This window comes from Nannocystis punicea (assembly GCF_026965555.1).
GTDB lineage: Bacteria > Myxococcota_A > Polyangia > Nannocystales > Nannocystaceae > Nannocystis > Nannocystis punicea.
Window position 1 is genome coordinate 8,416,218 of record NZ_CP114040.1, and the last position, 16,366, is coordinate 8,432,583.

At 73.9% G+C, this 16,366-nt stretch carries 8 protein-coding genes and 1 pseudogene; 4 read left to right on the top strand and 5 right to left on the bottom strand.

The annotated features are described in order from the left end of the window. Positions 1-21: 21 nt before the first annotated feature. Positions 22-756: a Rossmann-fold NAD(P)-binding domain-containing protein gene (locus O0S08_RS32375; RefSeq protein ID WP_269033237.1), complete on the top strand. Its 735-nt coding sequence runs from the start codon at positions 22-24 to the stop codon at positions 754-756. Positions 757-944: 188 nt separating this feature from the next. Beyond that, positions 945-2,120 (top strand): hypothetical protein, encoded by a 1,176-nt coding sequence (locus O0S08_RS32380; RefSeq protein WP_269033238.1) that lies wholly within the window; start codon positions 945-947, stop codon positions 2,118-2,120. 174 nt (positions 2,121-2,294) lie between these two features. On the opposite strand, the gene O0S08_RS32385 is transcribed toward O0S08_RS32380, so the two are convergent. Beyond that, the gene (locus O0S08_RS32385) at positions 2,295-3,767 is read right to left on the bottom strand and encodes a hypothetical protein (protein ID WP_269033239.1); all 1,473 of its coding nucleotides are present in this window, start codon (positions 3,765-3,767) and stop codon (positions 2,295-2,297) included. Between the two features lie 791 nt (positions 3,768-4,558). Between O0S08_RS32385 and O0S08_RS32390 the strand changes: the two genes are divergently transcribed. Then, positions 4,559-6,967: a carboxypeptidase regulatory-like domain-containing protein gene (locus tag O0S08_RS32390; protein ID WP_269033240.1), complete on the top strand. Its 2,409-nt coding sequence runs from the start codon at positions 4,559-4,561 to the stop codon at positions 6,965-6,967. A gap of 591 nt (positions 6,968-7,558) precedes the next feature. Here the strand turns inward: O0S08_RS32390 and O0S08_RS32395 are convergent. From O0S08_RS32395 to O0S08_RS51355, 3 genes and pseudogenes are all read right to left on the bottom strand, one after another. After that, positions 7,559-8,389: an NAD-dependent epimerase/dehydratase family protein gene (locus tag O0S08_RS32395; protein WP_269033241.1), complete on the bottom strand. Its 831-nt coding sequence runs from the start codon at positions 8,387-8,389 to the stop codon at positions 7,559-7,561. Positions 8,390-8,585: 196 nt separating this feature from the next. Beyond that, positions 8,586-10,937 carry a hypothetical protein gene (locus tag O0S08_RS32400; protein WP_269033242.1) on the bottom strand — a complete coding sequence of 784 codons (2,352 nt, stop codon included), beginning with the start codon at positions 10,935-10,937 and terminating at the stop codon, positions 8,586-8,588. Positions 10,938-11,952: 1,015 nt separating this feature from the next. Next, positions 11,953-12,834, bottom strand: a pseudogene (locus O0S08_RS51355) (serine/threonine-protein kinase); the annotation flags it as partial. Between O0S08_RS51355 and O0S08_RS32410 the strand changes: the two are divergent. Then, entirely contained in the window at positions 12,798-13,721 is a 924-nt protein-coding gene (locus O0S08_RS32410; protein WP_269033244.1) for an FHA domain-containing protein, read from the top strand. The pseudogene O0S08_RS51355 and the gene O0S08_RS32410 sit on opposite strands and share 37 nt — an antisense overlap. Positions 13,722-14,181: 460 nt before the next feature. On the opposite strand, the gene O0S08_RS32415 is transcribed toward O0S08_RS32410, so the two are convergent. After that, the gene (locus O0S08_RS32415; RefSeq protein WP_269033245.1) at positions 14,182-16,260 is read right to left on the bottom strand and encodes an isopeptide-forming domain-containing fimbrial protein; all 2,079 of its coding nucleotides are present in this window, start codon (positions 16,258-16,260) and stop codon (positions 14,182-14,184) included. Positions 16,261-16,366: the final 106 nt, after the last annotated feature.

The following is a 16,366-nucleotide window of genomic DNA, read 5'->3' on the forward strand; positions in this document are numbered from 1 at the left end:
CGCGCGTATCATGGCGCCGCCATGACCCGCAAACGCACAGCGATCGTCCTCGGAGGCTCCGGCTCGGTCGGAACCGCACTGCTCCGCGAGTTGTTCCGCGACGATGGCTTCGACGCCGTCATCACCCTGTCGCGCCGCTCGCTGCCCGAGGCCGTCGCGCTCGCTCGCACCGCCGGCCGCAGACTGGTGGAGAAGCTCGTTCCCGACATGCAGCCCGCGCCCCTCGCCGCGGCGACGCTCGATGCGGCGAGAGACCTCGACGGCGAGCTGGAAGGATTCAGCGTGCTCGGCATCGGCGCCGGCACGGCGAAGCTCACGCTCGAGGAACATCGCGCGGTCGACGTCGCGCTGAACGAAGCGTTCGCGCGGGCGCTGCGAGACTCGGGCAAGGTCCGGCATCTCGCGTTCATGAGCGCCGCGGGTGCGGACCCGACCGCGAAGGCCAGCGGCAGCGGTGCCGCAGGCATGTCGCGGTACAACCGCGTGAAGGGCGAGTCCGAAGAAGCCGTGCGCGCGAGCGGGCCGGCGATCGTGAGCGTGTTCCGTCCCGCGATGATCATCGGTTCCCAGCACACACCGTGGCTCCTCGAGAAGACGCTGCCGCTTTTCTCGTTCGTCACGCCGGCGAAGTACAGATCGATCCGCGTGGAACAGATCGCGAAGGCGATGATCGCCACGGCGAAGCACCACCCCGCGACGAGCGCGACGTATCACTACCCGGAGATGATGGCGCTGATCGCGAGCGGACAGCGTTAGTCCTCGACGTGCCGGATCCGCCGAACCGAATTCTGGACGCCGAAATCTGCAGAGATTGGTGTCGAGACAAGCAAGCTCGGAACGGCGGTGCCTTCCCATGGTGTCTCTCGGTGCCCCCGCGGTGTGCGCCGATCGGCGCACACCATGACGCGGGCAAAGTTCCGCGGATCGTGCCAAGGTTCGGCCGCGTGACGGACGAGGTACGGATTCACAACGGCGGCGGGACCGAGGACACGGCGGCGGAGGAGCTCGCGCGCCTGTTCGCCGACCCGGCGGAGAGCTGGGACAACCTCGAGATCGCGGTCGAGTTCCCGCGGGGCTACGCGTCGGTGCACTGGTCGGGGTTCAACGACGACCAGGATGCGGTCGGCGCGGGGTTCCTGGTGCGCCTCCGCGGCGAGAGCCCGCTCGGCGATCAGGACAGCCCGGAGATCCTCCAGCTGCTCGACGGCGGGAGCGAGCCGTTCGCGGCGACCGCACGCCACCTGCTGCGCGCCGAGGACGCGCGCTGGCTGGCCGCGCAGCTCGGCCGGGGCCTGCGACCGACGAGCTGGCCCGACGGTCGCCCGCTCGTGTGGAGCGAGGCGATGGTCGACGAGGCGCCGTGGCGGGCCCTGGGGCGGCTGGAGGAGCCGTACGAGGAGGGCTCGGTGGCGCTGTCGTGCGACTCGGTGACTCTGGCGTCCGTCGACGAGCCGGCGTGGATCGGTCAGCGGCAGCTGCTGCTGGCGAAGCGGGCGCTGACCGACCGCGAGGCGGAGACGCTGCCACGGACGGCGCTGTGGCAGGTGCTGCGCGGCCTCCACGACGTCGCGGACGCGCGCTGGCTGGCGCTGCTGGCCCGGTACCCGATGCCGTGGCTGCGCTCGCTGGTCGTCACGCTCGACTCGCTGGACGGGCTCACGGAGGCGGTGGAGCGGCAGCCGCGACTGACCGAGCTGCTGGTGTACGCGCGGGCCGCGACGCTGCCGGCGATCGCGTCGGAGAGCCTCGCGGCGCTGCTGCTCGAGGGCATGGACGGGGACGTGATCGCGGCGTTCCTGCGCGGCTCGCGGCTGCCCGCGCTGCAGCTGCTGGCGGTCTTCGCCGACGCGCTCGCGGTCCCGCTCGAGGTCTCGCGGCTGGGCGCGGACGTGGTCGTGCACGTCGAGTTCACGGAGTTCGACGACCTCGAGTGCCTCCGCCACACGACGAGCGTGCGCACGCTGGCGCTGGCGCTCCGACCCGAGCACTCGGTCGAGGACCTGCTCCGCGGGCTCGCGGCGCGCGTGGAGCTCACGACGTGGGTGTCGACGCTGTGGGAACACGCCGACGAGGCCGTCGCGCTGGCCCGCGCGCGGGGGATCCAGCTGGAGGCCCGCTGAGATCCGGCGATGAGGCGTCCTGACTCGCGGGCGGCCGCGCCCGAGTCGGCGCTCGCCTGCCTGAACGCCGCGAGCTGCAACGACCTCTCGTCCTTCTTCGAGGCTCCGGCGCCGCCGGGATGCGCTCGTCGAGGCGTTCGGGCCCCCGGTGTCGCGTGGCTCCACCCGCCCGCGTCACGGGTCGCGATCGAGCCGCAGCGCGCGCCCCGGCGGACAGATCAGCGCCCACGTCCCTGCGATGTCCGACTCGCCGCCGCCGGGCGCGACCAGGGCGCAGCCGTTCTCCGCGACCGCCTTCGGCCGCGACGCGAGCGGCAACATCCGCGCGCCCTCGAGGTCGAGCGCGAAGACCCGATTGTCGATCTCGATCATCCCCGCCTGCCGCGTCTTTTCGTGCGCCGGCATCCGCCGCGACCGCCCCGTCGTCACCTGATACGCGCGGCCGCCACCGACCAGCCACCCGCGACGATCCTGCGCCACGCGGTACTCGTCGCGCGGGAGCTCGACCTCGCCGCGGCCGAGCTCGAGCGAGCCGCCGGCGAGGTCGATCCGCCCGAGTTGCTCCCGACCGTCGACCTTCACCCACGCGGCGCTCCACAGCGCTCCGTCGCGGCCGAGCGCCGGCCGCATGAACAACCTTTGCAACCCCGCGATCGTCTGCACCCCGCCGCTCACGGACCGCAGCTCTCGCATTCCCTCGGGACAGACCAGCGCCGCCGCCACCGCTTCGAATTGCTGCGACCAATCGCACTCCGCGGGCGTCCCGACGCTCGTCCCGTCGGCGCGCACCACCTCATTGGTCACCCCGAACAACCCGTACATGTCCGCTCCGAACGGCACCCACGGCTCCCCCGACTCCTGTTTCATCGGCTGCGGCACCGCCCCGTAACCCGAGTGGACCCGCGCCCCGTCCGCGTCCGCGAGCACCACCGCGGCCAGGTCGCCCATGCGCGTCGGCTGCGTCATGAACACGTCGTCCCAGTCTCTCCAGTCGATCCACGGTTCGCACGTGTGATCGCGCCACGGGAACGTCAGCGCCCCGTCGCCGTCGGTGTCGCGTGGCACCACCAAGAACCGCACCCACCCCGGCGCCCCGGTCGGCTCGGCGCGCCACAGCTTGTAGGGCGGCGCCGCGACCTCGCGCTCCTGTCCGTCGCGCAGGCGGCGGATCACCGCGCGATCCGGATCTGTCCGCAAGTACAGCAGCTCGGAACCCCACGGGTCGAAGATCGCCTGCCGCCCCTGCCCCCAGCAGCGCTGGCGGTCACCGGTCAGGTCGGCACCGCGGGCCGCGAGGTCGTCACGCGCCCCCGTCTCACCGTCGAGCAGCCACAGGTGCTTGCCCGCGAGGGCCACCGCCCAGCGCCCGCGCGGGTCGGTGGCGACGATCTCCTCGATCATTCGCCGCGTCCCCTCGACCGTGTCGTAGAGCATCAACAGCGGCGGCACGTCCATGCCGTGCCTCTGCCGGCTCTCCTCGTCGGCGTACACGTACAGCGCCACGAGCCGCGCATTCGCGCTCATCCACTTGAGTTCGCCCGGCCGCCGCTCGCCGAGCTCGATCACCTCCGGCTCGCCGGCGACCTCACGCACCATGGGGGCGGGCTTCGCCGTGCACGCCACGAGCGACAGGGCCGCGATCGTCATGCGTCGCATCCGCCGTGCAACGCCCGTCGCCCGGCGAAGTTTCCCGCCCGCCCAGGTCCTCCAGGGCAGGCGCCGTCGCGCCTGTCCTCCGGGCCAACGAGCTCGACCGATCGCCCGCCGCGGCGCCTCGCTGTCCGGGTATGAACTGCGGTGATCGGTGATGACGAGGGGGGCACCGGATGGGAGCACCTCGATCCGGAACTCGGGACGCTCGTGGAGTGGCTCCGCGATCGCCAGCGCGATCTCCGGAGCAGCCCTCGCCGCATGCGCCACGCCGATCTGCCGCAGGATCTCCATGCGTTCATGAGGGCGCTCGAACTCCTCGACGAGGATACGGGCACAGGCGAAGGGCGTGTCGCAGGACGCCGCGGCAACTGGCGTGGACGCGGCCTCCTGGATCGCGCGCGGGGGCCTGGGAGAGGTTGCCCGGCGGGCTCACCGGCTTCTCACCGCAGCCGAGCGCGAAGAGACCCACCATTCGGCCGGGGATGCCATGGACCGCGCATTCGTGTGAACGCGACGATCCATGCCATCACCGCCAGATCCTGGCGCGGTGCGGCTCGCGTCGCCGTGGCAGGAGAGGACGGGACCGCAGGAGCAGGCCCACGAGACCGGCTCGCCGGGGTCGAGCGCGACGCTGTTCACGGCGGCGTGAAGCAAGATTGCTCATCGGACATGTTTGGTCGGGCATGAGCGGACGAATCGGGTGAGCGGCGTGGCGAGCGCGATGATGCGCGCGATTGCTCGCGCCGGCGCTGGCGGAGCGACCGCGCGGCTGGCAATGTCGGGTCATGCCGGCTCCGCTGCGAAAGGGCGTGCTCCTGTGGATCTGGGTGCTCGCGTGCAGTACGTCGCCCCCGGGCCTTCCGGCGGCTGCACCGGCGCCGCTCAACGACGAGGCGCCGGCTCCGGTCGTCAGCGAGGCGCCCGTCGCGGCGAAGGTGGCGCCGCGGAAGGCGAAGCCGAAGGCCGAGCCGGTCGAGGTCGTCGTCCGCGACATCGCCGGTGGCGTCGTCGCCGGCGCGAAGGTGATCGACGGCAACGAGGGGACGATCGAGCAGCGCACGCACGTCACCGACGCGCGCGGCGTCGCGGTGGTCCCCGGCGGGATGACGGTCGCGGTCGAGGCGGCGGGCTTCGTCCCCCTGACGAGCGAGAAGTTGCCGCAGCGCGGTCGCGCCGAGCTGTACCTGATGCCCGGGTCGACGATCGTCGGTCGGGTCGTCGACACGCACGGCCGGCCGGTCGGCGGCGCCGACGTGAAGTTGGGACGGGGCTTCGGGCGAGAGGCCGAGGCGAAGACCGACGCGGACGGCCGCTTTCGCTTCGCGGAGCTCGAGCCCGGCCGTCGCCTGCTGATGGTTCGCGGCGGAGTGATCGGCGATCGCATGATCATGGTCGGCCTCGCCGAGACGGCGACGGTCGAGGTGAAGGTCGAGCGCGCGGCGACGATCACGGGCCGCGTCGTGCTCGCGGAGACCGGCGCGCCGTGCCCCGGCGGGTGGGTCACGTTTTTTGTCGGCCTCGAGGGAGCCGCGAGCGGGTGCCCGATCTGCGGCGGCAAGGATCCGACCGTCGAGGCGCCGATCGCCGATGACGGGACGGTGCGGCTCGAGGTCGCGCACGGGCTGGTGCACGGGGTCGAAGTCGCGTGCCGCGGGGCGATGAAGGCGGAGCAAGATCCGGTGATCGTCGCCGACGCCGACGTGTCCGGGCTGCGCTGGCAGGCGCGGCGCGGGCTGCAGATCCGCGGGGTGGTCGTCGACGACAAGAGGCGACCGCTGCCCGGGATGGAGGTCCGCATGCGCACGACCGACGGCGACCCGCTGCCGGACGCGAACGGGGACGAGACCGCGTGGACCGACGAGGAGGGCCGCTTCAGCCTGGAGGGCCTGGTCGATGGGACATACGAGCTCGAGACGTACATCTACACGCCGATCGACGTCTATTACGAGGGCGCGGCGGAGGTGACGCTCGCGGACGTCGACCTCGACGACGTCGTGATCACGGCGTCCGGCAAGCCGTGGCACGAGGACGACGACGACGACGGGCCCGACGAGGAGGAGGTCGATGCGCCCGCGCCCGCGCGCGTTCGCGGGGTCGTGCTCGATATGCGCGGCGAGCCGGTCGCCGGCGCGGTCGTCATGATCGACGACGACCCGGCGCCCGACGACGTGATGCAGCCGCTCCGGCGCGGATGGGACGGACAGGCGCCGACGTTGAGCGGCGCCGACGGGAGCTTCGAGGCGCCCGCTCCGCCGGCTCCGAAGCGCAGCGGCGAGGACGACGACGACGATGTCGACGCCACGAAGCAGGTGGCAGTCGCGTTCGCGCCGGGCGGCGCTGTCGGGCTCGCCTGGATCGGGAAGAAGCCGGTCGAGGTGCGCGTGGGACCGCCGGCGGCGATCACGGTCAAGGTCCGCGATCGTCGCGGCCGCCCGTTCACCCATTACGGCGTCGATCTCTCGCGCGAGCGGCCGGACCCGGAGTATGTCCACGCACCCGGCGGCATGTTCACGATCCCGGGCTTCTTGCCGGGCTCGCAGCCGCTCCGGATCCACACGCCCGAGGGCGACCTCAGCAAGACGATCGAAGTCCCTGCGAAGGGCTCGCCCGCGGTCGTGACCTACGAGCCGCGCGGGGAGATCGAGACGCTGATGATCGCCGTCGACGACGTGGTCAGCCGAGACGACGTCGCCGGCTGCAAGGTCGCGGTCGGTCCGGTCGGCGGGCCGCGCAAGGCCCCGGTCGTCAGCGACGCGGACGGGATAGCCGAGTTCCACGATGTCCCCGCCGGTCCGGCGCAGATCGACGTGCTCGCGTGTAAGGTCGGCGACAAGCGCTACCCGGCGCAGAGCGTGCGCGTCCACCTGCGGCCTGACTGGATGGCCATGCGGTTCGTGGCGATCGCCGGTCACGACGCGGCGCTGAGTCGCGCGGGACGACTCGGGTACACGCTCGGGGTGCGGCACGCGAGCGTCGATCCGCTGCTCCAGCCGCTGCGCGTCGAGTCCGTGGTCCGCGGCGGCCCGGCGGCGCGGGCGGGGCTCGCGGTCGGCGACGTGATCGTGAAGGTCGACGGTATCGCCGTCGCGGGGCGCAGCGCGCATCGATACGAGGCGCTGACGCGCGTGGCCGCCGGCGACAGGGTCATGCTCAGGCTGGCCGACGACCGCGCGGTCGAGCTGAAGGCGGAGTGAAGATACCTGTCCTTGGGGACATGACCCGAAGGGCTCACGTCCGCGCGACTTACAGCGGGTGGACCGGGCCGGGGTTGCGGAACAGAGCGACGGACGCCCGCTCGACGGTTCAGGTCTCGGCCAGATCCCGTGAGCCCCACCGGATCGTGCGTGATAGGGTCGAGCGCCGCATGCCGACGTTTCGCCGACTCGCCGCGCTGCTCGCAGTCCTCGCGTGCGAGCTGGCGCCACCGAGAGACGTCGCGCGAGCGTCCACGCCCGCGCAGGCACCCGCGCCGCCGGTTCTGCTGGATCGGAGGATCTACGCGGCGCTCCGCGCATCAACGGCCGAGTGCGTCGCGCTCGACGGCGGCGAGGAAGCGCAGCGCCTTCGCCCAGGCGCGCTTCATGGAAGTCACATCGGAATAACGATGGCTACCCGATGGGCCGCACAGTAGCGTCGTCGAGGCGCCCCTGCGGGGCACGACGAGCACGGCGCGACGGGGCGAGATCTGCGGTGGAACATGCGGCAGCTGCTCGCTGCGAGCATCACCCGCCCGTCGGGTAGCGCCGTCGGCAGCGAATGCTGCACCGAGGATTCGCCCCCTCGCGTCACGCGGTGCCGGCGGCGATGGCGTCCTGAAGGCGCGGGTACTCCGGGCGGAAGCCGAGGTCCTCGCGGATCCGGCGGACGTCGAGCACGATGTCGAACGCGCGCGCAGTCTCGGCGGCGGAGCCGTCGGGCGGCGGCGCCCCGACCGAGGCAAAGAGCGTCGCCAGGTCGGGCGCCTCGTCATCGGCGACGTTGTAGATCCGGTGCGACGGCGACGCCGTGTCGAGCACGCGCGCGACCGCCTGCGCGACGTCGGCGTGGTGAGCGATCGACATGCGCTGCGCCGGCGGGAAGCCGCGCATCATCGGGACCGCTTCCTCGACATGCGGATCGCCGTCGCCGTAGACGAACGGAAGGCGGAGCACGCGGACGTCGAGGCCGTCGAGCGCGAAGAGAGCGCGCTCGGCGGCGAGCTTGCTCGCCGGATATGCCGCTGCCGGCGTGCATGGATCGTCCTCGCGTGCGAGGCGCCCGCCGGTCGCGCCGTACACCAACCCGGTGCTCGTGAACACGAAGCGCTTCACCGACGCGGCGCGTGCCGCGGAGGCGAGGTTCTGCGTGCCGAGGTCGTTGACGGCGTGCGCCTGCTCCGGCGTCGCCCCGCGGAAGAACGCGGCGCAGTGGACGACCGCGTCGACGCCGCGCACCGCGGCCTCGAGCGACGCGACGTCGAGCAGGTCGCCCCGCACGAGCTCCACGTCGCGCCCGCGCAGCGCCTCGGCGCGGCCCGGATCGCGCACGAGGGCGCGCACGTGACGACCGCGGTCGGCGAGGCGACGAGCGAGACGGCTTCCGACCTTTCCGGTCGCTCCTGTGACGAGAATCTTCATGGGGCGGACCGTAGCGAGCGACGCGACGGGTGGATTGGAAAAACCGGACAACGTCGCGGCCCCGGTCGTGCGGGCGAGCCATGCGCTCGCGCGCCGCCCATCGCCGGTCTTGCGGCCCGAGCGGCGTCGCGGGCGGACCACCGTCGCCTGCGTCGTGTCGCCGGGATGATGAGGTCCGGCCCTGCCCTGGCGAACCTCACGGGCCCACGTCGGCGAGCAAGCCGGCGAGCGCCGGCTCCGCGAGCATGCGCTCGCGGGTCCGCTCCGGCGTGACGCTGCGGCGAACCGCCGCCTGCGCGTGCATCCGGGCCTGCGCCGGCGACTCCGGGGCCAACAGGCGCGCGAGCGCGGCGTGGACCTCGGAGAGCTCCTCGTCCTCGTCGGCGTCCGGGTCCGCGAGCTCGAGCGCCGCCTCGAGGTCGCGGATCGCCGGGGCGGTCCGGCCCTCGGACGCCGCCAGCTGCCCGCGCAGCGCCAGCAACCGGGCGAGCGCCGCGTGCTCTTCGGGGCTCGTCGGGGTCGCCGCGGCGAGCGCGTGCAGCCCGGCGAGCGCGGCCCGGCGGACCTCGCCGTCGCCGAGGTGGGCGCGCAGCCCGGACCACACGTCGACCATCGCCGGCAGCAGCGCCGCGCCGACGCCGACCAGCGCGGCCGCGACGAGCGGGCGCGTGCGGACGAGGAGGGCGAGGTCGGCCCGCGCCGCCGGGTCGAGCAGGACAGGGGCGGCGGGCACGATGTCTCGCTCGAGCGCCGCGAGGTCGCCGAGGCGGGCGTGCGTGACCAGCCGGATCGCGTGCTCGCGCGCCGTGGTCGCCGGCATGTCCGAAAGGACAGCCCCTGCCGCCGCCGGGTCGTCGTCGACGAGGTGCCGGGCCGCGACGTCCCATGGGGTCTCGGCGGTCGGCGTGGCGAGACGGGCGCCGTGGACCCGGATCTCCCGCAACGCGCCCATGGCCAGCGCGGGCCGCTGGTTGGTGGACCGGGCCGAGACGACGAACCGCAGCGCGGCGCCGGCCGGGGGCCCCCCGATGCCGGTCCAGCGGCCCGTCCCGCCGTCGGCCGAACACTCGGCGGTGCCGTCGGCGAACCACGCGACGCGCACGACGACTCGCCCCGGGGCCGCGGCCGAGGCGATGTCCTGCTGGCCGAGGAGCGCGCCCCCGAGGTCGCCGCGGCGGCACGAGATGCCGCGATGGAGCGACCGCTCGTCGGCGGTGCCGCACACGGCGGCGGCCAGCCACTCCGCGCCGTGCTCGTCGTCGATGCCGATCGTCAGGCAGGCACCGCTCTCGAGCCACGACGTCTCGACCTCGGCCTCGAAGGCCAGCGCCGACCCGTCCCACGCCAGCGGGACCTCGGCGAGCGGGGCTGGACCGGCGGCGGCGACGACCTCGAGGCGCTCGCCGACCGGGTCGCGCCGCAGCCCCGCGGGGCGGACGAATCGCCACGCCTCGAGGTCGGGGTCGAGCCCGACGCCGACCCGCACGAGCGGGTCCAGACGCAGGGCGAGCCGGCGCGCCTCGGCGACGGCGGCGGCGTCGGCCTGCGGATCGCCGGCGAGCGCGGTCGCGGCGGCGTGCGCCTCGGACCAGCGGCCGAGGCGGCTCAGGGCCGCGGCGCGGCGGGCCAGCGGGCGCGGACCGGTGAGGCTGCGGTCGATCGCCTCGGCCCGCGCATCGTCGCCGACGGCGGTCCAAAGCGCCGCGGCCCGGTCCAGCAGGTGGTGGCGAAGCTGCGGCTCGCCGGCCATCGCCGCGAGGTCGACGAACGCCGTCGCCGCGTCGGCGGACCGGCCCATGGCCGCCAACGCCTCGGTTCGGGCGACGCGATCGGCCAGCCACGCGTCGGCGATGTCCGGCGGAGCGACGGCCTCCGCGGCGGTCCGCAGGTCGGGCGGCGCCTCGTCGCCGGCGCCGAGGACCCACGCCTCGTAGCCTGGCAACATCCGCACGACCACCTCGTCGGCCGCATCGGCGTCGACCTGGACCGCGGCCCACGGGTCGATGCCACCGATCGTCCGCCACGACGCCTGCCCGCCCGCGTCGCGCACGACCCGCATCCCGTGCTGCCGCCCGAACTTCCCGGCATGCAGTAGCTCGTCGGTTCCGTCCGCGTCCAGGTCGGCGGCGAACAGACGCTCGCCGGTCCTCGACAGCGAGGCCTCGAGGTCGGGCATCGCCGTGGTGCCGATTTCCACGAGCGCCGCGCCGGTCCACACCAACACCGTGTAGGCCGCGTCCTGGGCGACGACCAGCGCGCGCGACGAACCGCGGCGGATCCCCACCACCGCGCGCGCACCGGGCAGCGTCCGCCGGTGCACCAGCTCGAGCTCGCCGCGCGCGTCGGCCTGGAACACCCGGACGTCGTCGGCAGGCGAGTCGAAGGCCGCGACCAGCTCGTCGCGGCCGTCGCCGTCGAGGTCGCCGCTCCACCCGTCGACCAGCGCCGCGCCGGTGCGGTGGGTCCCCGCGTGCGCCGGCCGGGCGCCGAGCGACGGCGGGTCCTCGAGCCGCCAGAACCCCTGGTACGGCCAGACGTGCGAGTACACGGACGCCACCCGCCCGTCGGCCAGCCGCAGCCCCCGCGTTGGCGACGAACACGTGCTCGATCCGCCACAGTTCGAGCGCCGGCGCGGCGAGATCGACGACCTGCCAGCCGTCGCGCACCGCCAGGGTCGTGCCCGGGAACACGGGGAGGCTGCCGGCGGCCCGGCCGATCGTCGCCAGCGAGCGGTCCAGCAGCCTCGTGTCCTCGTACCCGCTCTCCGCCGCGAACGCTGCCGCGCCGCCGGGGCCGAGCGCGTCGAACCGGTACATCAGCCACCCGAGCGGCCGCCCGCGGGCCAACGCCGCCAGCGACGCGCGCCACGGGTCGTCCGGCGCGAGCGACTCGACCGCGCCGGCGCCGTCGCGCAGGCCGAACGCGGCGATCGCCGCGTGCTCGTCGACCGTGGCGTCGCCGAGCCCGCGCGCCCGCTGCTCCGCGACCACGCGGGCCAGCTCCGGCGCGTCGCCCCTCGCGGCGAACACCGCGGCCAGCGCCCGCATCGCCGCCGCGACGTCGTCCGGGTCCGTCGCCTCGACGTACGTGCGCGCGTAGGCGGCGAGCGCCTCCTCGACGCGCCTGTCGGCCAGCGCCCGGTCCCCGCGCAGCAGCCACGCCCGCCCGAGCGCCCGCGTGCGGCGGTGGTCCGGCTCGGCGATGAACCCCGAGAGCGCCGGCTCCGGCGCGTCCGCGGCGGCGATCGCCGCGAGCCGGTCCGCGGCCCTGGCCTCGGTCTCGGCCCGGTCCCACCACCCGTGCAGCGCCACCCCGCCGAGCGCCAGGACGCCGGCGATCAGGGCCACCCCCGCGGTCCGGCCGGCGATCCGACGCTGCCGTCGCCGCGTCATCGCCGCCTCGATCGCGCCGAGCAGCGCGTGCATCGTCTGCCAGCGCGCCTCGGGCCGCGGGTCCAGCCCCCGTTCCGCGAGCGGTGCGAGCCACCCCGGCACCGTCCCGGACACCGCCCCGTGCCGCAGCGCCTCGCGTACCGTGTCGGCGTCGGCGTCGGGCGGCGGGCTCTTGCCGGTGAACAGCTCGCAGACCACGACGCAGTACCCGTAGATGTCGCTCACGACCCCGGCGGGCCGGCCCTCGCGCTGCTCCGGCGCCATGTATCCCGGGGTCCCGAGCACCGCGCCGACGACCGTGGCGTGCAGGGCCGGAGCGCCGGCCTCCCCCGCGAGCTCGCCCGCGTCCAGGCGGGCGAGGCCGAAGTCCATGACGCGCACGCGGCCGTCTTCGCCGACCATCACGTTGTCGGGTTTGAAGTCGCGATGGACGAGCCCGCGGTCGTGCGCCGCCGCCAGCCCGCGACCGGCCTGCAGCGCGACCTCGAGGCGCACGTCGACGGCCGGTCGATGCGCGCGCAGCCAGTCGCGCAGCGTGTCGCCGACGACCAGCTCCATCGCCAGGTAGACGCGGCCCTCGTGCTCGCCGGCCTCGTGGATCGTCACGACGTTCGGGTGGGACAGGCGGGCCAGCGCCTGCGCCTCGCGCAGCAGGCGGGCCTGTGTCGTGGGGCGGGCGTCGGGCGTGCCGAGCAGCTTGAGCGCGACGCGGCGCCCGAGCAGCTCGTCGCGCGCCAGGTGGACCTCGCCCATGCCGCCGCGTCCGAGCATGCCGAGCAGCGTGTAGCGGCCGATCCGCGCGGGCGCCGGGAGGCCCTGCGCCCGCGGTCCCGTCCCCGCGCTCACCGTCGCGGCCGTCGTTCGCTCGTTCTCGTCGCGGAGCATCACGGGATCGCGCGAATTCGTCGCGGACGACGAGCACCGGCAGCCTAGCACGCAGCGCCAGCCCCAGGCCGCGGTGGCGATCGCGCGTCCTGGACGGCCTCCGGGCCGCCCGTCATGATTCGTGGCCATCCGTGGGGCGTCTGACGACCAGCAGCGGCGACACCGCATGGCAGCTGCGGGAGCGCAACATCCTCGGCCGCTCGCGCAAGTGCACGATCCAGCTGCTCGCGCCCTCCGTGTCCGGCGAGCACGCCCTCCTGCGCTGGGCCGGCGGTCACTGGCATCTTCAGGACCTCCACAGCCGCAACGGCGTGTACGTCGCCGGCCGGCGCCTGGCCCCCGACGAGCGGCTCGCTCTCGGCCCTGGCGCCGAGATCGGCCTCGGGGACCCGGGCGGCCTCGTGCTCGTCGACGCCGGCCCGCCCGACGCGTTCGCCGTCCCCGAGGGCGGCGGCGCGGTGCTCGTCGCGGAGGCCGGCCTCTTGACCCTGCCCGATCCGTCCGACCCCGCGACGATCTACCGCGGACCGCACGGGTGGTACCTCGAGCACGCCGGCAACGTCCGCGAGGTCCACGATGAAGAAGTCGTCCGCATCGGCGACATCGCCTGGCACCTCGCCCTCCCCGAGTCGCTGCCGCCCACCGCCGAGGCCGCCGAGGCGCCGGCGCGGATCGCCGACCTGCGCCTGCACTTCGCCGTCCGGCCCGACACGGAGTACGTCGAGCTCGTCGCCTTCCACGGCGCGTCCGCGCTCGACTTCAAGGCCCGGACCTGCCACTACCCGCTGCTGCTGCTCGCGCGCGAGCGCCTGCGTCACAGCCGTCTGGCGCCCGCGCAGCAGGGCTGGGTCCTCCAGGAGGAGCTGCTCATGGCCCTGCAGGTCGACCGCAACCAGCTCTATGTCGACATCCACCGCCTGCGCCAGCAATTCGCCCAGGCCGGCGTCCTGGACGCGGCCCGGATCGTCGAACGCCGGCCGGGAACGCGGCAGCTACGGATCGGCACGGCGCACCTCGAGATCGCGCAACTCGACCGCCCGCTCGTCTCCGGATGAGAGCAGCGAGCGATCGGCTGCGCGGCGCAGTGGGCTCATGTCGGCGCGTCCCCGGCCCGCCCCGCGCATCAACCTGTCTCTTGCGACAGCCGATATTGCGGGGTCCGACCCGCTCATAAACCTGTCTCTTGCGACAGCCGACACTGCGGGACCCGACCCGCTCATCCACCTGTCTCTTGCGACAGCCGACACCGCGGGCCCGGCCCGGCCATCAACCTGTCTCTTGCGAATTCGACACCGCGGGGCTCGACCAGGCCATCAACCTGTCTCTTGCGACAGCCGATATCGCGGGCCCGACCCGCTCATCAACCTGTCTCTTGCGACAGCCGACCCCGCCGGGCCCGACCCGCTCATCAACCTGTCTCTTGCGACAGCCGACACCGCGGGACCCGCCGGCTCCGCATCGACGTGAGGGACCGCGAGATCGGCGAACGCCGCCTGGAGGCCGCCGACGCGAGCGTCACGTCGAGGCCCGGCGACGGCGCCTGACCGCGATGGCGCCGACGAGCAGCAGCAGCCCGCCCGCGTCGGGATTGCGCGCGTCGCAGCCGCAGCCGGCGTCGCCCGCGCCGGCCGGGCCCGTGTCGGTCTCGTCGGTGCCGCCGGAGGCGGTGCTCGAGCCGCCGTCGTCGGGCCCGCCCGTCGGGCCGGCACCGCCGGTCGACGAGTCGCCGCCCGACATCGATTCGCCGCCCGACATCGAGTCGCCGCCCGACATCGAGTCGCCGTCGGAGGCCGAGCTGGTCGGGATCTCGCCGGTCGTCGACGGCTCGCCGGTCGTCGTGTCGGGGTCGCAGCCCTCGTCGATCTCGGCGTCGCAGTCGTTGTCGAGGCCGTCGTCGCACAGCTCGGCGTCGGCGGGCGTGCAGGTGCAGGCGTGGGCCACGGGGTCGCAGATCCACCCGGCCGTGCAGTGGCCGTCGTCGAGGCAGCCGACGCACGCCTTGGGCTCGCTCGCGGCGTCGCAGTGGGGCAGGTCCGGGTCGGTGCATTGCGCGTCGGTCTCGCACTGCTCGACGACCACCGAGGTCGGCGCGCCCGGGAAGTTGCCGTCGCCGGTCGGCGTCTCGGCCGGCTCGGCGCCGAGCTGGCCGGCCGCGCCGATGAGGGCCTGATTGTCGATCTGCCCCGAGCTGTCGGCGTCGATGGTCACGCGGAACTTCACCGTGGCGGACGCATCGATCGCCAGCGTCCCGCCGGCGGCCTCGTTGGCGTCCGCACCCAGGCGGACCACCAGCGAGTTCGTGTTCGCGTCGTACTCGCCCTGGTCGTCGCCCGCGGCGTCGGTCTTGGCGCCGGCGTTGTCACCCGCGGCGATCTCGAGCGAGCCCGGCACGTAGGTCACGCCGGTCGGCAGCGGGTCGGTGAGGGCGACCTCGATCGCGACGTCGCTGCCGGTGTTGGTCACCTCGATCGTGTACTCGAGCTCGTCGCCGGCCACGAGCGCGCCGCCGTTCACGTCGACGGCCGTCTTGGTCGACGTCGTGAAGTCGGGCCGGAGGTCGGAGATCGAGGTGATGAAGCCGGACAGGAAGTACTGGTCGCCGGCGGTGCTCGCCGTCAGCGTCGCCTGGGTCTGCCCCGCCGTGAGCTTGGCGGTGACGTCGACGGTGTCGAGGTCGAGGCCCGACATTGAGTGCGGCGCGCCCGTGAGCTGGGGGAGGTCGCCGGGGACCGACAGCGGCGCGCCGAACTGCGAGCGCGTGCTGTTGAAGAAGTTGTTGGCCGGGTTTGCGCCGTTGCCGAGGGCCGGGCCGCCCCCGAAGAAGAACTGGTCCCCCGAGAGGCCGACGTCGCCCTCGAACGCGACCAGGCCCAGCTTGCCCTCGATACCGCCGTCGGGGACCAGGAACCCCTCGAGCAGGATGTCGAGGGACGCCTCGCTGGCCACCAGGTCGAACCCGTCGAACACCGCGAGGTTGCGCGTCGGCTCGCCCGGGTCCTGGTAGAGGACGACCATCCACCAGCCGGCGAAGGTCCCCTCGCTGTTGACGTTCGGCAGCACGGAGGTGTCGACCCCGCCGACCCTGTAGGACCCGGAGCCGTGCTGCTGGACCAGGTCGGTGACGTCGGCGCTGCACTGGTAGGCGTTGAACGGGGTGGTCACGCAGTGCATCGAGCCGTCGATGTCGGCCGAGAACACGCCCGGGCGGTCGAGCGTGACGATGCCGTCGGACCCGGGGGCGTCGACGGAGGCGGCCCAGTAGAGGAACGCGTGCGAGGCGGCGGCGTCCGGCGGGAGCTCGAGGACCGCCGAGCTGCGAGCAGCGGTGGCCGCGACCGTCACGTTGGCCTCGGCCTCGCCAGGGGCCGGCGAGTCGGCGCTCCAGTACACGTCGATCGCGCCGTCGGCCGTGTTCGTGCCGCACATCCCGACGGCGCCGACGACCGGCATCGGCACGTTCGCGGCGCAGTTATGCCCGAGCGTGTTGCCGATGAGCGCGAAGTCGCCGCGCTGGGTGACCTGCACCCGCAGCGCCGGCGCGGCCTCGGCATCGGCCACGAACCACAACCAACCCGCGATCGCGGGCAGACCCACTCCAAGACCAAGCTTTCGCATTTCGATGACTCCGAAAGGTGCCATCGACCCTACCGTCGGCGCGGGGCGAGGAACTTACAGGCAAATTACAGCCGCGGCACGCGCC